We start from the raw sequence: 20,360 nt of genomic DNA on the forward strand, positions 1-20,360 counted from the left end.
GGCAGATGATATCGTGAAGTTAATCAATAGCAAATGGCTGGGCGCATGGATATGCATCATACTTGCAGTGGTCGGTACAGGGCTTCAACCGAATGCAGTGCATGCCGATACGACAGGTGTGACCCATGCAACCTATGGAGTCGAAGCGCTGAATGGTTTGGATACCATTCATGCTGATGCAGCACTATCGCTGAACGCAGCAGCAAGCACAGCTATTACAAACGGAACGGATTGGAAGGATACCGCAGGTAATCCGATTCAGGCCAACAGCGGCAATATTCTAAAGGTAGGCTCCACTTATTATTGGTACGGCGAGCATGCCGAGAACTGGAAATTTGAAAAAGTGAACGTATATACCTCAACCGACCTGAAAAATTGGTCCTTCCGCAGCACTATTCTCAGCAAGGATTCCGCCCCTGAGCTGAATTCCAGCAAAATCGAGCGTCCCAAGGTCATTTATAACCAAGCAACCGGAAAATACGTGCTATGGGCGCATTATGAAAATGGCACCGATTATTCGCTGGGCCGCGTAGCTGTCGCTACCAGCGATACACCAGACGGGACTTTTGCCTACCAAGGCAGCTTCCGCCCACTGAATTATGAATCCCGCGATATGACCGTATTCACGGATACGGACGGCAGTGGCTACCTCGTTACAGCTTCCCGCAAAAATGGCGGTGCCAACGATACGATGGCGATCTTCAAGCTGACCGACGATTATACGGGCGTGCAATCGTTTGTGGGTTGGATTTTCGAGAATGGCTACCGTGAAGCCCCTGCTGTTGTGAAAAAGAACAACACCTACTACCTGTTTACCTCGCAGGCATCCGGCTGGTATCCGAATCAGGGTGCTTATGCAACCGCCAGCTCCATGACGGGAAGCTGGTCTGCGCTTTCACCCTTCGGTGATCCAGCAGCTTATGGTTCGCAAATTCACTCCATCGCCACCATTACTGGCAGCGCAGGAACCAGCTACATCTATATGGGCGACCGTTGGAATCCGCTCAATCTGAGCGACCACAAGTTTATATGGCTACCGCTGACCCTGAATGACTCCAGCAAAACGGCAACGCTGAACTGGTACAGCAGTTGGGATCTGGATGCCGCGGCAGGCAACATGATTCTGCCTTCGCTTGTGAATCACGCGCAAGGCAAAACGGCGACTGCTAACTCAGCCGCATCCGGCTCTCCGGCTTCGCTGGCGAATGACGGTAATGCCCAAACCTCATGGAAGGCTGCATCTGCATCCTGGCCCGCTTGGTGGCAGGTTGATCTCGGCAGTACGAAGACGATCAGCGAAGTGGATATTTCCTGGTTTATGTACAAAGGATCTGAAGCGTATTACAAATATAAAATTGAATACAGCGCGGATGGAGTTAACTATTCCACCATTGACCGCACAAGTAATACTGCGTATGGGTTTACCAGTGACAAGGTTAACTTCCAGGCACGCTATGTACGAATTAATCTCGTCAATGCGGTGTTATTTAATAACCCGAACAACTGGTACACCCCGACTGTGCATGAAGTAAGGTTGCTTGGTAACTAACTTTCGCATCTGGAATATTGCTTAAACCTAAAAAAATATCGCACAACTCTTGCGCAATGTTGTACTCATTTGCAGGAGTTGTGCGATTGGTGTTGAACCACTATGTTCGAATGCCTCTCTTAAACTTCCAGAAGCGTCTCAGGCCAGGTGGTGATAGTGAGTCGCAGATCATTAGATATCAAGCGCTGCATGATATCCTTGATATATTGCAGTCGTGATCGTAGATGCCTTCACACAATCTCCGATTTGTGCAACATAAGGTGCACAATCTATTAACTCATCTACTACGTTTCTTCTTGGCCGTTGTCCAAGCGCACAAATGACTGAAGTACCTGGAACAAGATGTTCTTCACCATTGGGATCAGCGCAAACAACACCTTCTTGTGTAACACATAGCCCTTTAAATCCTAAATGAACTTGAATGTTATTCTTTTCGATTTCTTTTAGCATAATGGGACGATGTCTAATATTAGCATCTGGAGCCAGCTCTGCTCTCATCTCTACCAGATGAACAGTCTTACCTTCCTGGGCAAAGTGAATGGCTGCTTCACAGCCTGCCAGACCTCCTCCCAATACGACTACGCTATCGCTGACCCTGTCCTTCTCCAGGTAGTAGTCATTCACAATGACTACGTTATCACCATCCAATCCAGGAATCGGAGGGACAAGCGGTGCGGAACCAACAGCTATAATTAACGCATCCACATTTTCTTTCTCCGCATACTCTTTAGTAACAGGTGTATTCAAACGAATCTCAACGCCAGCGTCTTTGGCCAGTTTTCCGAGAGTAACACCTAACTCATACATCTCATATTTAAAAGGAATCGCCTGTTCTCCCCTCAAGATACCACCTACCTCGTCAGACTTCTCACATAGAATGACTTTATGTCCCCGTTTAGCTGCAGTAAGAGCTGCATAAAGTCCGCCTGGGCCTCCGCCGGCTACTAGAACCTTACGTGGATTAGGGGAAGGATATATTTCTGTTCCATCCATTTCACGACCAATTAATGGGTTAACCGTACAGCGTCTTGTGGATGTTTCTGCACGTTCAGCCATACAGGTGAAGCATCTCAGACATTTAATAATGTCCTCGTCGCGGTTACTCATCACCTTTTTTGGAAGCTCTGGATCAGCCAGCAGTGCGCGAGCCATTTCAACAACATCCGCCTGACCGCTGGCAATGATTTCTTCCATTTGAGCCGGGTCATTTAATCCGCCGACCGTTGCAACCGGAACACTTACATGCTTCTTGATCTCTGCTGCAAGATAAACATTACTTCCATGAGGCAAGAACATCGAAGGGTGTGTGATACCAAAGCCTGTCTGATAAGTTCCAGCAGATACATGGAGCAAGTCGACTCTTGATTCGATTAATTTAGCAATTTCTATACCTTCTGTCAGGTCATAGCCGCCTTCAAATAACTCCGAACCACTCATTCTAAACTCGATTGGGAAGCCAGAACCCACCGCTTCACGGACACTGTCCAGAACCTCCTGTGCAAAACGCACCCTGTTTTCCAAAGATCCGCCATACTTGTCTGTTCTGCGGTTGAAATAAGGAGAAAAAAACTGATTAATCAACCATCCATGTCCGCCATGAACCATAATCATTTCATAACCTGCTCTCTTGGCAAGTCCAGCACAGCTACCATAAGCTGCTACGATATCATCAATTAGTTCTTGCGAAAGTTCCTTTACTTCTCTGCCGTCCGGGCGTACTCCGGGGCTGGGTCCCCACTGAGCAAGTCCTTGTTTCTTATTTTTGTCAGTCAGATAAGTTCCTGCATACTGTCCAGAATGAGATAATTCCACACTGGCAATTGCCCCGTGACGGCGAATAGCGTCTGCAGTATAGGTAAAACTAGCAAGAGAATCTACTGTCCCCAGATCCAGATGGTACATATGGGAAGCTTCCGTTTCGGGATGAACTACAACTTCACTGACCGTGACTGACGCAGCACCGCCTTTGGCTCTTAATTCATAAAAAGCTGTAGATTTCGGTCCAATAGTGCAGTCAGCTGTAATATCTGTACCTCCCATAGGAGAGCCAAACATTCTATTTCTGAAAGTCACATTTCCAATCGTGATTGGTTTACTTAGGTTTGGATATTTTCTTTGCATGATTTCATTCTCCTTATCTGTATTTATTGCTTTCTTACGTTTAATGGATAGCTTTCTAATTCTTATCCACAGCCATCTTCAGATTTTTTCGGGCAGCCAACTTATATACAAATGTTAGAACAAGTCCTGTTATGCCAAGTACGGCCGCAATGACAAAAGCTCTCTGATAGCTACTGTCTGTGCTGTAAACATGACTCATAATGGATGGGCCAAAGTATCCTGCTGTTGCAAATCCAATAAACATAATTCCATAATTCACACTATTATTTCTCACACCAAACTGATCGGCAGTAAATCCAGGAAATACCCCCATCAGTGCACCAAAGCATAAACCAATAACTGAAATACCAATATAGAATGTCAACACACTACCTTCGCCTGAAAAATAAAGCAATGTGAGTCCTATGACCGAAAAGACAGAGGAAAATGCCAGGGTATTGATTCGACCGATTTTGTCCGAAATATAGCCTGCAACGATTCGTCCGCCCGTGTTAAACAATGCCAATACGGAAACAACTGTCGTAGCGGCTGCCGCAGACATACCAATCATTTTCTGAGCTATAGGAGAAGCTTGTGATGTACACATGAGTCCGGCAAAAGCACCACACATTAATAACAAGATCATGATATAAAACAGAGGGCTTGAGAGCATGCCTTTCCAGTCTTTGTCGTTCTGAATAGAACGGCCAACATTTACAGTCTTGGGTGTCCATCCTGCAGGGACAAAATCAGATGGACATTTCTCAATGAAGAAAGAAGCAGCACATACAATAATAAGAAATGCTATACCGATGATAATGAACGCTGATGTCACACCAGACCTATTGATTAAACTATTGGCAATAGGAGGTATAATAACTGAGCTTATTCCATAAGCAGCCGTTGTTATACCGCCAACTAATCCTCTTTTGTCAGGGAAAAACTTAATAGAGTTGCTAATTGTGCATCCGTAAACCATTCCCGTTCCTAGGCCGAGTATGATACCGTAAGCCAATACCAGGTAACCTACAGATGTTGCAAATCCTGATAAAATCATACCGCCTCCAAACAGCAAGCCCCCTACAAAGATCACTTTCTTGGGCCCGAACCGATCATTAATCCAGCCACCTGAAATCATCGTGATAGGACCTACCGAATTTGTAATCGTAAATGCTATAGCCAAATTCCCCGGTGTTAAACTAAGTCCTGTGACGCTGCTCAAATATTCTGCCATTGGGGCAGAAAATACACTCCACGCGTAAATTGATCCAATACACAGATTAATAAAGCAGCTTGCAATCAGAATAATCCATCTCTTTTTTGTAAGTTCCACTAAGATCTTCTTCTCCCTCGTCGTTGTATTGTGAAATCATTCACATATTTCGAATTAATATTAACATGCACTTTCGAATATATCAACAGAAACATGTATGTGTTTATATGATTTGTCGAACGTGTTTTTGAATATATGTATCAATTTTATTGTGGACTCGCTAAATATGTTATACTTAACCAATAAACGACGAATATGTATAAGGAAGAGAGCCTTATGAGAACTTTAAAATATGCCATCCTAGGCTTGTTAAATAAAGAACCTATGACTGGTTATGATATCGGTAAAGAATTCAGTAGAGATTTAGGCGAATTTTGGACTGCAAAGCACAGTCAGATCTATCCAGAATTAAAAAAACTGCTTAATGAGGGACTTATCGTCTACGAAATCCAAATTAGCGGAGAGATTTTAGAAAAAAAATTGTATTCGATTACGGAGGAAGGCAAAGAAGATTTTTTACAATGGTTAAAAAAAGCAGAGCCTATTGAACCGACTCCCAAAGATGTGTTTAGGCTGAGAATGTATTTTTCTAATCATCTGGATGTAACAACCCGATTAGATCTGTTGGAACATCAGCTGCTTCAACATCAAGATAGGCTGGAACATTTACGCAAAAATAAAGAACGCTATGAAACTATTCCTCCTCTTGATAGTGATAACTTTGGCGATTATCTTGTATTAGATGGTGCTATTTTACGCGAGACTGGAATCATACAATGGTTAGAAAATTTTATTTCTTATTGTAAAAAATAGAACGTCTCCTTTTCCCCTAAATGGTTAACCAAAAGAAAGCATAAGGATCCGAGATCTGTAGCTCGAATCCTTATGCTTATTCTTTTATTCTTTACTTATCAACGCATCCGGTTCACTGTGGTAAACACAAATTTGTCGTACCGATGTCGTGAGAAAGAGTATTCAAACGGAATACCCGTATCCAGATATCCCACCTGCTCAATTTCCAAGATTGGATCATCCGCTGCACAGTCCAAATGCTCCCGATCCAGTTCTGTCGACTTGGACGCGCGAATTGTACGATGTGAACCGACAATATTAAGGCCCAGCTCCTCCTTAATATGTTTGTACACCGAGCCATACAGCACCTGCTCGGTAATACCGCTAATCAGCTTCGTGGGCATGTACGTGCGCTCGATAACATAGGGCTCACCCTCTACAACACGCAGACGGATGAGGTGATACACAGGAGAATTGGCATCAATAAATAGATGAGCCGCTACTTCCTCGGATGGAAATTGAACGTCAAAGGCTACGATTTTATTTTTGATTTCTTTCCCGCGCAGCAGATTGGTTAACCCCAGCATTTCATTCACGACGACATTAACAGGACCGTTGTGAACCGATTTGACGATAAAGGTTCCGTGTCCTCGTTTACGATTCAGCAGCCCTTCCATCACCAACGTATCCAATGCCCTCTTAATCGTCATCCGACTCACCTGAAACTCACTTGCCAGCGAAATTTCATCGGGAATCGGATCATCACCGCTATAAGTCTTATCCATAATCCGCTGTTTGACCTCTTGTGCAATCCGCTCGTATTTATTCATCAGTCTACCACCTGTACTAAAAATTGTTTTATGTCAGCATTTTACCAAAACATCGGTATCGCTGGTTCATTTTGTTCTGCAGGCGGGACGTTAAGGTGTTACGGTATAAGTAAGTATACCGAACATTACACTTTCTCACCAGCGGCATACGGCATAGTCCATTTTCGGTGATGAAGAAAAAAAGGCGGTCCAGAGGACCACCTTAAAATCCGTTATTTTCGATCACCTGCTTGAACCAGTGCCCACTTTGTTTAACGGATCGTTTGCCTCCGTCCTGCAGGTCGACAGATACAAAGCCATAGCGGTTTTTATAGGCGTTCGACCAGGACCAGTTGTCCATAAACGTCCACAGGTGATAGCCTTTCACATTTGAGCCCTCCGAGATCGCCCGTTGAACCCATTTTAGATGCTCACGGATAAAATCAATGCGATAGTCATCGCGGATCATACCCTGTTCATCCCTGAATTTCTCTTCGCCCTGAACACCCATCCCGTTTTCCGAGATAAAGCATTCAATATTTCCGTAATTCTGTCTGACATTGGTCAGGATATCGTAAATGCCCTTCTCATAGATCTCCCAGCCCCGCATCTCATTCATCTTGCGACCTGGCATCACATAATAATCAAAGTAACGTTCCGGCACAAAAGGCGCGTCCGGGTTCGGCAGACTTTCGCGGGCCTTGACTCTGCGCGGCTGATAATAGTTAATGCCTAGCAGGTCCACAGTGCCCTGACGTATAATCTCCCGATCCCCTTCTTCCGTGATGGGTAAAAATTCCTCTTGGCGCAGCAGCTCCACGAGCAAAGGATTAAATTCTCCCGTCACAGATGGGTCTAAAAAGGAACGGTTAAAGAACGCATCGCATATCTCAGCGGCCTGCACGTCTGCCGGATGCTGACTACGCGGATAGGTTGGCGTCAGGTTCAAAATAATGCCGATTTTGCCCTTGTAGCCTCCCTTTCTGTATGCCTGAATGGCACTTGCGCTCGATAACAGGGTATGATACCCCACCTGTACAGCTTTACGGAAATCCACTTCATTCGGATAGTGGAAATCGTACAGATAGCCGCCTTCCACCGGGACAATTGGCTCGTTATGCGTAAACCATTTGGCTACACGATCCCCGAACAGCTCGAAGCAGATATTGGCATAATCCACATATGCTTCGACCGTATCCCGGTTCACCCAGCCTCCCTTTTCCTGTAAAGCCATCGGCAAATCAAAATGATACAGATTCACGAACGGCTCAATATCGGCCTGACGCAATTCTTCAATGACGGCATTATAGAATTGAACCGCCTGCTGGTTTATGGCACCTCTTCCCGCCGGAAACAGACGCGACCAGGAAATGGAGAACCGGAAAGAGTTGTGACCAAGCTCTTTCATGAGTGCAATATCTTCTTTGTAAAGGGTATAGAAACGGGACGTATCCGCAGGACCGACCCCGTCATAGAAACGGTTCGGCTCCTGCTCAAACCAATAATCCCATATGTTCGGTCCTTTGCCGTCTCCCTCCACGGTTCCTTCTGTCTGGGTAGCCGAAGCTGAGGAACCCCACCAGAAGTCGGATGGAAAACGGTATGAAACGGTTTGCTTCTCTGTATCTTTCATTTCGGTATGATTCACAGCTCTACTCCTCTCTCTTTTCCAATGAACAAGCTGCTAATCCAGCAGCTCATTCACGTTACATTCCAACAGTTTGATCCTTGCCTGCACTGGCTGCTTGGCCAAGCTCCTCTTCCTGTTCTTTACGAACATTTACCCGGTCGATAATTTTCAGGAACGGGAACCAGATGATAAAGACGACAGCCATATTAAACAGTTGCAGCACGCCACCCATCAGAGAGCCCGTACCCATCATTCCACTAAAGAACAACGGCATCGTCCAAGGAACCTGTATCCCGTTTGGCGGCGGTACAATCCCGGTGGACATGGCAAAGTAAGTAATCAGTGTAACGATCATTGGAGAAATGACCCATGGGACAAAAATCAGCGGATTCATCACAATCGGCAGACCGAATATGACGGGTTCGTTGACATTAAACAGACCCGGTCCAAGGGCCAGCTTACTGACCTGCTTCATTTGCTTGCTCTTGAGGAAGAATAGAATCGAGAGCACCACGGCCAGGGTCATACCTGTACCACCGATACCTACTGTATAAATATCCACAAACTGCTTAGTGATAATATGCGGCAGCTCCAAACCTTTGGAGTACGCTTCATAGTTTTCAAGTGCCAGCGTGTTCCAGATCGGGTCCATGACCGAGTTGATAATAATCTGACCATGAAGTCCAAAGAACCATAAGAGCTGGACAAAGAAAACAGCAATCAAGGTAGGGATAATGCCACTGCCCAAATGCACCAGCGGTGCCTGAACGGCATGATAAATCAAATCATGCAGGTTATTATGAAGCGTCAGAGTAACCACTACGTTGATGATTAAAAATATGCCCAGCGTAATACACGCAGGAAGCAACGCGGCAAAAGACTTGGCAACCGCTGGCGGAACCCCTGGTGGCATTTTAATAACAATCTTCTTCTGCGTCACCTTTCGGTAAATCTCAGCCGCGATAAAAGCGACGATCATCCCGAGGAACATGCCCTTGGCCCCGATCCGGTCGACCGGAATGACCCCAGCAATCGTGGCACCGCTTTCTTGTGTCAGCACGAACGGAGTCAGCATCAGGAAGCTGGCCAAAGCGATCATGCCGCCAAATATCGGTTCGACCTTATAACTTCGGGATAGATAATATCCGATCCCCACGACCACGAACATAGTCATGATATTCAGTGTTGCATTGGGCGCAATATTCAGCAGATTCTGAAAAGTCGTCAGATTGCCCTCGCCCATCCACCCTTTCAGAAACGGCAGATTAATAATAACGACGATAATGGAGCCGAAAACCGTTAATGGAAATGACAACATAAATGCATCACGCAGTACAGTAAGATAGCGGTTGTTGTTCAGTTTACCGGCAATAGGTATTAAAATTTGGCTTAATTTTTCAAACAAAGCCTATTCCTCCCCGCGAAGTAACTTGCATCAGGTTTGTTGTGAAATTTTCATGCCCCTAATTTCACAAACTCTTGTGTACAGATTATAAATTTCTGGATTTAAAAAGCTCCAGCAGCTCTTGAACCAGATCCTTCATAGTGACCGTGGACATGAGATGATCTTCCGCATGCATCAGAAGGAGCGACAAAGGAGTTGGGTTTCCTCCGGCTTCATTCTTCACCATTTGAAAATGGATATCATGCGCAGCCCGCAAATCCTGCTTCGCCTGCTTAATGAGATCGTCTGCACCTTCCGTGTTCTCATTCCGGTATTCGCTCAGTGCTTGAATCACTTTACTGCGAGCGCTTCCACTATGAAGAATGAGTTGGAAACTAATTTGCTCTTCCGTCAGATCGGCTATGTTGACTTTATCCATTTTTACGCTCCACCAGCTTCAAAGCCTGTTCATAGACTTTCTTGCCGTCCACCAGTCCGTACGCCATCATGTCGATCACTTCTACATGGATACCGTATTGAGCAGCTTCCTTTTGCAGCTGTCCTTTAAGAAAACTCATTTGCGGGCCAATCAATACCGCGTCAGCATTAGCCATGTCTTCTGTCGCCTGATCTTGACCTACTGCCCAAATTTCAGCCTCGTCTCCAATAGATTTGGCATAATCCTGCATTTTGGTAACCAGCAAACTTGTAGACATACCTGAGCTACACGCCAGTAAAATTTTCTTCATGATTGTTCCTTCCCTTCAAGGTCTGATTGGATGCTAACTACTAGAAAACGTTTACAGCGTAATTATAAATCCGCTTTTTAAATTTGTCTATACATTTAATTTATATGTATAGACTTTTTTTAAAATGACACATTTTATTTTTTTCCTCAACATTAACGCTTTCATCTCTTCTCTTTCATCTCTCAATAACATTTGAGGCTCAGAATATTAGAATAGTGCATAATTCGTCCCTCGAAGTGCGAACCGGGGGTCATATAGACGAGGAATACAAGCAGTTGTATGATTAGCAGAAATAACAGGTATTCATAGCTTCACTACATTACACGAAACGGAGGTTCCGCCCATGAATGTAACCGATAATGACAACAATACCGCTCTTTGGCTGCGATATGCGCCTTACCTGATGTTTGATCACAAGGAGCCATTTTACCCGGATTTTGTTGGTGTGACGGTGCTGGATCAACCGGGTCCTTCCCCCTCCTTTCGTCGCACATTGGAATTTTCGGACGAACGGGTGAAGCATATTGTGGAGTATGCCATCTGGTGGGACTACGAAATCGGTCACCTCTATGAGCTGGAGCATGTGTGGGTCTATGTCGGGCATGATGGTGAGGTCGTAGACTGCGAAGCCAGCTTCCACGGCAGAGTGTTCAAAGGGCTACTCAAGGACCGCGGTAATCTACTAGACGGTACGCATGTACGTCTGTACTCTCAACCGGGAAAGCACGCTTTCTCGCCGATCACGGACATTTTCGAATTGTTGCCTGACCTGTACACCAATGCGAACGAACGCGCCGGGGTGGACGGGCTGCTGACGAACGAGCTGTTCCACGGCCTGATTGCCACGAATGATGAAATTGATGGGCTTGTACGGCGCCATCTCCAATCGTTGTCCTTCGTACCAGCCATGGAATTTGAGGAATATTACTTCGCGCCGGAGCTGTTCATGCCGTGGTCTTCACTATTTCACATCATACCGGAACGAATTGAAGCCTGTGTACAGGAGCTAAAGCGTCAATATTTGTAGATGTTAGTAGGACATGCAGAAAGGGGTACGGCAGAGCGAAGGTGAGAACAGCGGGCAGGCGTAAAGCGGCGGCGGATGAATGGGTCGAGAAAAAAGGTTCGCGGATACACTGGAATCAATAGTGGAGGAAATCGAAGTATCCGTGCTGCGTGAGCTGGCGGTGAACCGTTCCCTGAAAAAGCTGGAAGGCATCACGCCCGGTGGTTACCGTAAAATGAAAATCCGCCCGCAACAGGGAATAGACTGTGGGCGGGCGGCTGAATAACCGTGCAGGACATTATATTCTGTTATGCTCTTGGAATCCGATGCGTCCTATCAGTTAAACGCCTGTCAGACGTACAAGGGACCCTTTTTCCAGATCTACATAATCAACTGTAAATGCGTGGGTCCGCACGTTGGCTTTCAGAAGGGCACGATAGGTCCCTTTTTCCCATTGGATTTCCAACTGATCGGAATTTCCAGCTTCTACGATTTTGATTTCACCATCAAAAGCAGGATAGGAATTGCGGAATTTCATCAACTGAAACAATCGCTTCAAAACTGGTCTTTCCAGGTTTTCAATGACTTCCTCTTGGGAATAGTAATGCCGATTAATGTTACGGCCTACCTTCGTTTCTTCCAATAGCGCGATGTCATTTTCACCTGCCAGCAGCCCTACATAATAGACTTGGGGGATGCCCGGTGCAAAAAACTGAATGGCTCTTGCCAGTACATAGGCATCATCGTTGTTGCCGAGTGCTGAATAGTACGTACAGTTGAGTTGATAGATATCCAGGTTATTATAGGCGGCCGTATTGTATACCCTTTTAATGTTAGCTCCCTTGGAGAACAAATTATTTTTGGTCTCTTCGATCTCTTCATCCGTCATTAAGCCCTTGGCATCCACTACTCCAATTCCATCATGAGTATCCAGCGTAGTAAACTGCTTTCTCGGACAGATGTTCAGCCAGTGAGTGAGACGCTCACTATTACCGCTATACAGTGTGTGCAGCACCAGCATAGGCAGGGCAAAATCGTAAACCCAATGATCCTTCTCAGCAAGCTTCAACTGAATGGAGTAATGTTCATGAATCTCCGGCAGAACATCGACGCCGTATGGCTTCAATATCTCCTGTGCTTCACCAAGCATGTCCCAAATTTCAGGCTCCACGAAAAAACAATTGGTTCCTCTTTTTTTGGTAGCATATGCAAAAGCATCAAGTCGGATGATCGAAGCACCCTTTTCAGCCAGACGAATCAGGTTTTCTCTGACAAATTGCTGGGTCACGTCCGAGTGCAGATTAAGATCCACCTGTTCCCCATCAAAGGTACACCATACCTTTTCCGTCGTACCATCCTTAAACTCGACATCAACATAAGGCGCACGTGGCTTTCTTTTATAAATCAAATCCACTTCTTCCTGAGTGGGCTCTCCATTCGGCCAAAAATCCTTGTACCGGATAAACAAGTCGGCGTACGGCGAAGCGTCTTTATGTTGGACAAAGTCCTGAAAATACGCCGAGCTGCGAGAGATATGATTAATCATAAAATCAAACATGAGGTAAAAATCCTGAGACAGCCGTTTAATATCTTCCCAGTCACCAAAGGGTGCGTCAACGTTCTCATAGGTCATCGGAGCAAAGCCACGGTCTGCCGAAGACGGATAAAAAGGAAGCAAATGGACGCCACCGATAACCTGTTTAAAATGGCCTTTTAGCAGTTCCCCCAGCTCTTTCAAATTCTTCCCCATGCTGTCTGCATAAGTGATAAGCATAATTTCATTTTTAATAGACATGATGGTTTCTCCCCTGTTCTCCCACTGTGGGATATCTATTATTTAGCGTTCTTTTCAAAAAAATCTAACGTATTTCTGAACAGCTGTTCCCGATGAGGTACATTTCCCCATGAATGGTCGGCACCTTCAATGATCTGAATGCCAATGGGCTGTGAATAGGCTTGTTCATATTGATAGGCATATTGAATGGGTGCTATAAAGTCCTGATCTCCATGTATAATGGCGACATTTCCTTTAAAACTTGAGGCTCTGGTGTAAATATCCAAGCTGGCTACATCCTCAATGAATCCCGGTCCAAGACGCAAACTGTTGAAATCAAAGTACCCCTGTTGATCCATGGACGAAATCGATTGTCCCTGAATCGTTTTGTTGTTATTGATTTCGTCGGTTACGGTTGCCGCAGGGGACCACATACATAAAGAGTGAATGTCTTCAGACAAATCACCAGCTACTATACTGGCAACCACGCTCCCTAGGCTCATTCCCATTAGACTGACTCGGGACGGGTCTACGAATTCCAGCTGCCGGACAAAGTTAACGATGGCCTTTCCCTCTTCCACCTCTCCGGAAATGGTCACGTCGTAAAAATCACCCTCGCTTTCGCCATGCCCTCCAAAATCAAACCGCACAGCTGCAATCCCTTGCTTTTCAAGCAGGCGTGAAATTTGAACAAATGAGTAAAAATATTCGATCCGGTTAGCCCCAAATCCATGAAACATAATGACAGTAGGATATTTACTGCCCTTGAGGGTCTCAGGAATATGAGCTGTTCCTCTTAGCGTCAACCCATGAACAGAAGTTTCAATATATTGTAATGACATGACAGCCACCTCAATCTCAAATTTTTTGAATATGAATATGCTAAGTTACTGAGCCGCTCTTCTTTCAATCAGCTCTGCACGCATTTGGCTTTGGACAAAGTCAATCCGGTACATATAAATGAAGAGCATACATATCGCAAATGCAATCGCAGGAATCCAGACAAAATTAGTTGTAATGGCCTGCAATGCAGACTCTGTCTGCGCCATGTTAGCTACAAACCCTCCCTTAGCCAGAATTTTGGATGTTAAAGCTCCTGCAATCCCTGCGCCAAACTGAATTCCGATCGTTCCGGCTGCCGTTAACAGACCTTGAGCTCTGACACCAAACTTCCATTCTCCAAAATCGACGGTATCGGCAAACATAACAAAAACCGTACTTTGCGCAGCCCCCAAACCAAACGATCCCAGAGCAACACCAAACAGTGTAAGAGCAACAGAAGGCTCCATCGAACCCATCCACATCACAATCTGTCCCAGAATACTGACCAGTAACCCAATCAAAACCAGATTTCGGTTCTTCATTTTCTTTACAATAAATGGAACTAGCAACATACCGATGATCATGGCACCTGCATTAATCCCATTGGCAAGCGAACTCATTCCCTCGTTTCCCATATTATATTTAAAGAAGAATATCATGGTAGACCCTTTGGCCACTACGCCGATAAAGATCACAAAATTAGTCAGTGCAAGCATCCACCATGGAAAATTGGGCAAGAGCGCCTTAATGCTGTCTCGGAAAGGAACCGGTTTGCCCTGATCATATTGAACACGCTCTCTCGTATTCCTAAACGTTAATAGAAACATAATTACGGATAACACGGAGAATATCCCCATGGTGAATATAAATCCCTTTTGGTTCGTCCCCCCTCCAAAAAAAATGACCAATGGAAGAGCAACCACACCTGATACCAACACACCAATCTGTCCGCCGATATTACGAAACATATTGGCCGAGCTTCTTTCCAGTGGATTCGTAGTGAGACTCGGTAGCATCGCCGAAATAGGTACATTGATACCTGCAAAGATAATGTTCAGTAAAATGTAGGTAATATAGGCATACGCCAGTTTATAAGAATCATCGAAATAGCCTACAGCAAAAGACAGCACCGTGATAATCCCGAATGGAATTGCCAACCATAGAAACCAGGGCCGTGCTTTACCATACTTGGAATTGGTTCTATCAATGAGAATCCCGAAGATCGGACTGGCGAAGGCATCGAGTACACGGACAATTAAAAATAACAGACCGACAGATTCGAGGCTTAGTCCTGCAACATCGGTGTAGTAAAACATGAGATATGTTGAAACAACAGTGAATACCAAATTGTAAGCGGTATCACTCAGGCCATAGCTTAACTTCTCTTTGAGGCTTAACTTATTGCTCATCTTCTTCGTCCCCTTATGTGAGATTCACGTTGCAAGTAAAGCGTTTTCAGAAAACATTCTATAATAATTTATATTATATACTAAAGGATTGACATGTCAAACGATTGACATAAAATTTTTCAAAAAAATAAATAGCCGTTACCCAACAAAAGAAATAGGGGAACGGCCATCATTCTAGGTTGTCTGCCCAGGGATCAAATGGACCGGGAGCAGCGGATTTAAGTCCCCCGTGTAGTCCTGTCCATTAATTCGTTTGTTCAAAATTCCTACGGCTTGCCGGGCCATTTGCTGAATGGGCTGACGAATGGTGGTTAACTGTGGCATAAAGGCTTGGGCCGTCTCTGTCCCATCATATCCAACAACTTTCAACGTTTCCGGCACACGTCTACCTGTCTTCAAGGCTTCAAAATATACGTTTGCCGCCAAGATATCATCACTCGCAAAAATACCATCCACATCTGGATGCTCACTAAAAATCTGATGAATGATTTGTTTATATAATTCTTGATCAAAAGACCTTGGGACTTCGTAAAAAATGGACTCCAACCCGTGATTCTCCATCGTTTTTTGGTAGGCCTCCAAACGCAAATGTGTCTCGGTTTGCAGCATGTACGGCCCATTGATATGAATGATTTTTTGACAGCCTTTATGAATTAAATGTTCCGTTGCCAGCTTCCCACCCAAATAATTATCCGAAGAAACGACAACCGCCTCTTCAGAAATATACTGGTCAATTGAGACAATCGGGAATGAAGAGTTTACTCGCTCAAATACACCCCTGTTATGACTGCCGACAATAATTCCATCCACTTGGTTCCGCAGCAGCATGCTCAAATAATTGGCTTCCTTCTCTGCACTTTTCAAACTGTTGCACAAAAAAACCTTATACCCCAGCTCCTCGCAAGCGAGTTCAATATGAAATATCAGTTCCGCATAAAAGGGATTACTCACGGTTGGAAAAATCAACCCTATAATGTTGCTTTGTTTGGATAACAGCGATCTGGCCATTTCGTTCGGTACATAATTCAGCTCTTCCATAGCGTTGTATACTAACGAACGTGTCTTTTCACTGATATATCCCCTGTTATTCATGACTCTGGAAACCGTCGTTGGAGAAACACCTGCACGCTTTGCTACATCTTCTATTTTTGGTTTCAATGGACTAGCCTCCGTAAGCATAAGAAAATCCTAGGGTTATTTTTTTGTTCTCAAATATTCACATGCCATAATTCTAACGAAAGTTTGAAAATGTCTCCACTTAATTATTTTTATATCCCGAGGTCCACAGCCGGGGTATAACCGAATTGTGAAACGCATCTTATTACCTACGATCCATACGGGAGGGATTCATCAAAGGCCGCTGTATGAATACGAACGCGGAAACTGTGCGTACAGGCAGGTATTCTTCGAAGAAAGAGAGAACTGTATATCGTCAGGTTTGGAAATAAATGAAAATAGACTGGCAGCTATATGCGCTGCTGGCGGTGATGCTCCATGAGCTGACCTCTTCCCGCATTCAGAAGATATCGCAAACCATTTTATATCTTCCACATTTTATTTCCTGGGTTATTATTGGCGGCATCGCCAATCTGCTCCACTGGAATTAAAAATCTCACGAAACGAAGGAGTGTGTTTATCATGTGGAAAAAAGGAAACAAAGCATTAGCAGCGGTTATCATTCTGGGGGCGACCCTGATCGCACCCGCTGTGGCTCCATCCAAGGCAGCAGCAGCGGGTCTGAGCGCATCCGAGCAGTCCAGACTTGTGGAATACTGGTCGCCTGTGCTGTATCAGGATGTAGGTAACAACCCCGAAGGGGATATTCCGATTCCCGTAAACTTTGACGGCGACTGGTCAGGGCTAAACAACTGGGATAATATCGGCAAGTATGCCAAAGGCAGCAGCTTACCCTTGAAGCCAAGCGTATACTGGTCGGTCGTGGAATCAGATACCCACTATTTCATCGGTTACGATCTGTTCTACGCTACACATGATCCACGAGGGACGTTGGGAGATCATGAAAATGATATGGAAGGCATGATGTTCACGATCCGCAAGCCAGGCACAGCCAAAAAAGACGGCACCAGGGTGACCAATCCGAACGGCGAGCTGGAATTGGCTTTGATGCCGAGACACGCCAAGCTGGGCATGTATGGCCCTGCCAACAAGGCGGTTCAATATGATCCAGGAATGAGCTCAGTTTACTATGACAGCAACTTCACCACTGAAACGAACGCCTCCGGCACCCATCCCTTGGTATACAGTGCGCAAAATGACGAGTCCTTCCTCGAATCGGACGGTGATTTCGGACACGCGCTCAAGCCTTACAACGGTAAAGGCGCCAAAGGCAAATCCGGCTACATCTTTCAGGCCGGAACTCCGGTGAATCTCAACGCCTCCGGTGGACAGCTATGGGACTCCAAAATCGGTAATTTTGACGATAGCAAGCGTATGGGGTACGAGCTGATCCCGCTGGAAACCTCGCTGTGGCCGCTGCGGAACGATTTTACGCTGGACCTGTGGAGCAGCTACGGCACGTTCAAGGGCGACAACGGCCGTGCCAATGCCGCTAATGCGCCATGGGGCTGGAGCTTCGAGAACTATCGCGATCTGGGATCAGGTCGGATGCTGTATGACCCTGCCTACCTGGTGGACAAGCTCTTTGACGGATTGGGTGAATTTTCGTTGACCTACAGCACCAATCCGTACAGCGCACAATAGATAATAGCCACGAGCCGTCTTGTGATCCTTTCCCCGACGGCTCAGGTCATTCCATAACGGGAACAGATACACAAAAGCGATCGTGGCTTTTTTTATACCACAGGTGTAGGTGTGGTGGGAGCTGCGGTTTTTAAAACGCGCTGATTAATGCAGTACATCAGCCTTTCCTGATCGCTGGAACTCATTTCATCAAACACAAGCCCATAGGTTATAAAAGGCTGGCTAATATGCGCCTCTTTTCGGATTAAATGTGCCTGCAAGACAAAAGGCTCTTTATTTAGCTCAAATTCAACCTGAATGAGAACCGGTTTTTTCAAAGGCAGATCATAATCGCAAATCAGCTTTAGCCCCTTCACGCTAATGTCTTGTATTTTACCGATCCCTTTTCTATGAGTAAGCCTTGCCAGAGCCTCATCTCCAAAATGTAAAAACTCAAACGCACAGCCCTCATCCGGAATACCCAAGCGAAAGGCTTCCCGCCGATTCAACTTGCTGTTGGCCTCCTCCAGTAACTTCTTAATTTCCTTTTTCTCCAGCTCTTTAATACCCAATTGTTTTTTTAAATCTATGAAATGAATAATTCCATTGACCAAGCATACAACGATCATCAAAATGATAAGACCTGCGATGGTGAATACCATGGAACATGCCTCCCTCTGAATTATTGTCCAAGGGCACTCGACAGGTCCTCAGGCAGATGCAAAAACCGTTCAACATATAGCAAATCAAATTGTGTTCCAATGTGACGCCAAAGCTCCTCTTTGGCCTCCTGAATGGACATGCCCTGGCGATACGGTCGATCGGAAATCATACTATCAAATGCATCCATGATGGAACACATTCGAGCCATAGGCGGAATTTTGTCACCACTTATGCCAAACGGATAGCCCTGTCCATCCCAGCGTTCATGGTGAAATCGAACGATATCTACAATATCCTGCTCCAGCATGCCCTCTCTTAAAATAAGCTGGGTACCCAACAGGGGGTGAAGCCTCATGATTTTCCATTCTTCTTCATTTAAAGGAGCTGATTTATTCAAAATGTCATCCGGCAGCAGCATTTTTCCAACATCGTGAATGCAACAGCCTATGACGAATTTCCGTGTCTGCTGGTCATCAAAATCCAGGTAAGGAGCTATTCGCTTAGCCATATTGCCAACCCGCAGGCAGTGTTCATACAATTGTTTATCTTTAGATAGCAGACGAGTTAGACAGCTCACTAAAACATTTTCCATAAATATTCCTCCAGTTTGACGCGCGGTCAGCGATTTGCCTTAATATTGAGAATAGATATCGCACAATATTCATTGTGCGAACGAACAGGAGGAATTTTTTTATGTATACGTCTAAAATGACATCTTCTCAGCTACATGCCCCTTCCATGCATAACCCGGAGACGTACACGGATGACGAAATTACAGGATTATTTTTAAGTACTTGCACTAACTCCCCGTATACCCTGCGCAACTACAAGAGGGCCATTCAGCAGTTTCGAAATTTCACATCTGGTAAACCGTTACGGAAAGTAACATGGCAGGATATAGAGGTCTATAAAATCGGCTTATTAGAGGGTGCTTGCAGTCCTACCAAGCAAACACCTGCACCAGCGACCATTGCCAGCTTCTTGGCCCCATTAAAATCGCTATACAAGTGGGGGAGTGATCCGAGCATTCATATTTTTCAGCACAATCCCACCACAAGTGTGCGAACCCCCAGGATTCCAGTGAACAGTAAAAATCATTTCTTAACCAAAAATGAGCTGCGTCAGCTTTTAGCCTATTTAAAAACACAGGGGGAACGGAATTATCTGATCGCGCTCACGCTGGTTTTATTGGGGCTTCGGGTGTCTGAGATGGTGTCTATACAGTGGGATCACTTCCATACCGATCCGACGGAAATGTTCATGTGGCTGACCGTGTTTAACGGAAAAGGAGGCAAACAGCGCGAGGTCAAAGTACCCGCAAGACTTTGGGAGATGTACAAGCAGTACAGAGACGCTTTCCAGCAAGAGGAACCATTAAATATGCGGGAGAGGTTGTTTCCGTTGTCAGTAAGGCAAGTGGAGACGATTATTAAGCTGGCCAGGGAAAAAGCTGGGATCACGAAAAAGATAACCCCCCACTGGTTTCGCCACACGAATGCTACATTAGCCTTGATTCATGGTGCATCGTTACAGCAGGTGCAGGAAAATCTCGGACACTCCCACATCAATACGACGCAACGATACCTTCATACGGTTAGCCAAATGCAAAAAGCAGCCCCCGACTATGTGGAAGACTGCTTAAAAGATATATTATAGGTATTTAGTTACAAAAAGGAGTTGAAAAAATAGTCTTAAATAAC

General features: G+C 45.2%; 19 protein-coding genes and 1 pseudogene. 7 read left to right on the forward strand and 13 right to left on the reverse strand.

What is annotated here, in order from left to right:
* Window positions 1-13: 13 nt before the first annotated feature.
* Window positions 14-1,549: a family 43 glycosylhydrolase gene (locus ABIA61_RS15755; protein ID WP_404520506.1), complete on the forward strand. Its 1,536-nt coding sequence runs from the start codon at window positions 14-16 to the stop codon at window positions 1,547-1,549.
* Between the two features lie 171 nt (window positions 1,550-1,720).
* Here the strand turns inward: ABIA61_RS15755 and ABIA61_RS15760 are convergent, their stop codons facing one another.
* A complete protein-coding gene (locus tag ABIA61_RS15760) occupies window positions 1,721-3,670 on the reverse strand; it encodes an oxidoreductase (protein ID WP_404520508.1) in 1,950 nt (649 codons plus the stop codon).
* Window positions 3,671-3,725: 55 nt separating this feature from the next.
* Window positions 3,726-4,982 (reverse strand): L-lactate MFS transporter, encoded by a 1,257-nt coding sequence (locus ABIA61_RS15765; protein WP_404520509.1) that lies wholly within the window; start codon window positions 4,980-4,982, stop codon window positions 3,726-3,728.
* A 216-nt stretch (window positions 4,983-5,198) separates the two neighbouring features.
* Here ABIA61_RS15765 and ABIA61_RS15770 point away from each other — a divergent pair, with 216 nt between their 5' ends.
* Window positions 5,199-5,735: a PadR family transcriptional regulator gene (locus ABIA61_RS15770; RefSeq protein WP_044644212.1), complete on the forward strand. Its 537-nt coding sequence runs from the start codon at window positions 5,199-5,201 to the stop codon at window positions 5,733-5,735.
* A 98-nt stretch (window positions 5,736-5,833) separates the two neighbouring features.
* Here ABIA61_RS15770 and ABIA61_RS15775 read toward each other — a convergent pair whose 3' ends face one another.
* The 5 genes from ABIA61_RS15775 to ABIA61_RS15795 form a co-directional block, all read right to left on the reverse strand.
* Complete coding sequence (locus tag ABIA61_RS15775; protein WP_283653830.1) at window positions 5,834-6,544, reverse strand: GntR family transcriptional regulator; 711 nt, start codon at window positions 6,542-6,544, stop codon at window positions 5,834-5,836.
* Between the two features lie 202 nt (window positions 6,545-6,746).
* Window positions 6,747-8,156: a glycoside hydrolase family 1 protein gene (locus ABIA61_RS15780; protein WP_404581045.1), complete on the reverse strand. Its 1,410-nt coding sequence runs from the start codon at window positions 8,154-8,156 to the stop codon at window positions 6,747-6,749.
* Between the two features lie 73 nt (window positions 8,157-8,229).
* Window positions 8,230-9,558 carry a PTS cellobiose transporter subunit IIC gene (gene celB, locus ABIA61_RS15785; RefSeq protein WP_283653831.1) on the reverse strand — a complete coding sequence of 443 codons (1,329 nt, stop codon included), beginning with the start codon at window positions 9,556-9,558 and terminating at the stop codon, window positions 8,230-8,232.
* A gap of 85 nt (window positions 9,559-9,643) precedes the next feature.
* Entirely contained in the window at window positions 9,644-9,976 is a 333-nt protein-coding gene (locus ABIA61_RS15790; protein ID WP_283653832.1) for a PTS sugar transporter subunit IIA, read from the reverse strand.
* Window positions 9,969-10,286, reverse strand: a complete 318-nt coding sequence (locus ABIA61_RS15795; RefSeq protein WP_044644206.1) for a PTS sugar transporter subunit IIB — start codon at window positions 10,284-10,286, stop codon at window positions 9,969-9,971. The genes ABIA61_RS15790 and ABIA61_RS15795 overlap by 8 nt, the downstream gene beginning before the upstream one ends.
* 343 nt (window positions 10,287-10,629) lie before the next feature.
* On the opposite strand from ABIA61_RS15795, the gene ABIA61_RS15800 reads away from it, so the two are divergent.
* Both ABIA61_RS15800 and ABIA61_RS15805 read left to right on the forward strand, forming a co-directional pair.
* Entirely contained in the window at window positions 10,630-11,313 is a 684-nt protein-coding gene (locus ABIA61_RS15800) for a hypothetical protein (protein WP_404520513.1), read from the forward strand.
* A gap of 79 nt (window positions 11,314-11,392) precedes the next feature.
* Window positions 11,393-11,578: a hypothetical protein gene (locus ABIA61_RS15805; RefSeq protein WP_283653834.1), complete on the forward strand. Its 186-nt coding sequence runs from the start codon at window positions 11,393-11,395 to the stop codon at window positions 11,576-11,578.
* A gap of 54 nt (window positions 11,579-11,632) precedes the next feature.
* Here ABIA61_RS15805 and gtfA read toward each other — a convergent pair whose 3' ends face one another.
* The 4 genes from gtfA to ABIA61_RS15825 all read right to left on the reverse strand — a co-directional run bounded on the left by gtfA (window position 11,633) and on the right by ABIA61_RS15825 (window position 16,455).
* The gene (gene gtfA, locus ABIA61_RS15810; protein WP_404520515.1) at window positions 11,633-13,087 is read right to left on the reverse strand and encodes a sucrose phosphorylase; all 1,455 of its coding nucleotides are present in this window, start codon (window positions 13,085-13,087) and stop codon (window positions 11,633-11,635) included.
* Window positions 13,088-13,125: 38 nt separating this feature from the next.
* On the reverse strand, window positions 13,126-13,908 hold the full coding sequence (locus ABIA61_RS15815) for an alpha/beta hydrolase family protein (RefSeq protein ID WP_404580981.1): 783 nt from the start codon (window positions 13,906-13,908) through the stop codon (window positions 13,126-13,128).
* Window positions 13,909-13,953: 45 nt separating this feature from the next.
* Entirely contained in the window at window positions 13,954-15,297 is a 1,344-nt protein-coding gene (locus tag ABIA61_RS15820; RefSeq protein WP_283653837.1) for an MFS transporter, read from the reverse strand.
* A gap of 174 nt (window positions 15,298-15,471) precedes the next feature.
* Complete coding sequence (locus ABIA61_RS15825) at window positions 15,472-16,455, reverse strand: LacI family DNA-binding transcriptional regulator (RefSeq protein WP_283653838.1); 984 nt, start codon at window positions 16,453-16,455, stop codon at window positions 15,472-15,474.
* 317 nt (window positions 16,456-16,772) lie between these two features.
* On the opposite strand from ABIA61_RS15825, the pseudogene ABIA61_RS15830 reads away from it, so the two are divergent.
* Window positions 16,773-16,880 (forward strand): annotated as a pseudogene (locus tag ABIA61_RS15830) (sugar ABC transporter permease); the annotation flags it as partial.
* Between the two features lie 55 nt (window positions 16,881-16,935).
* On the forward strand, window positions 16,936-18,018 hold the full coding sequence (locus tag ABIA61_RS15835) for a hypothetical protein (protein ID WP_283653839.1): 1,083 nt from the start codon (window positions 16,936-16,938) through the stop codon (window positions 18,016-18,018).
* A gap of 92 nt (window positions 18,019-18,110) precedes the next feature.
* Here the strand turns inward: ABIA61_RS15835 and ABIA61_RS15840 are convergent, their stop codons facing one another.
* Together ABIA61_RS15840 and ABIA61_RS15845 are read right to left on the reverse strand one after the other, a co-directional pair.
* Window positions 18,111-18,659 carry a PilZ domain-containing protein gene (locus ABIA61_RS15840; RefSeq protein WP_044644198.1) on the reverse strand — a complete coding sequence of 183 codons (549 nt, stop codon included), beginning with the start codon at window positions 18,657-18,659 and terminating at the stop codon, window positions 18,111-18,113.
* 20 nt (window positions 18,660-18,679) lie between these two features.
* Entirely contained in the window at window positions 18,680-19,252 is a 573-nt protein-coding gene (locus ABIA61_RS15845) for an HD-GYP domain-containing protein (RefSeq protein ID WP_283653841.1), read from the reverse strand.
* Between the two features lie 101 nt (window positions 19,253-19,353).
* On the opposite strand from ABIA61_RS15845, the gene ABIA61_RS15850 reads away from it, so the two are divergent.
* On the forward strand, window positions 19,354-20,316 hold the full coding sequence (locus ABIA61_RS15850) for a tyrosine-type recombinase/integrase (RefSeq protein WP_283653842.1): 963 nt from the start codon (window positions 19,354-19,356) through the stop codon (window positions 20,314-20,316).
* Window positions 20,317-20,360: the final 44 nt, after the last annotated feature.

Origin of the sequence: Paenibacillus sp. RC21, assembly GCF_044907935.1 — a bacterium.
Lineage (GTDB): Bacteria > Bacillota > Bacilli > Paenibacillales > Paenibacillaceae > Paenibacillus > Paenibacillus terrae_A.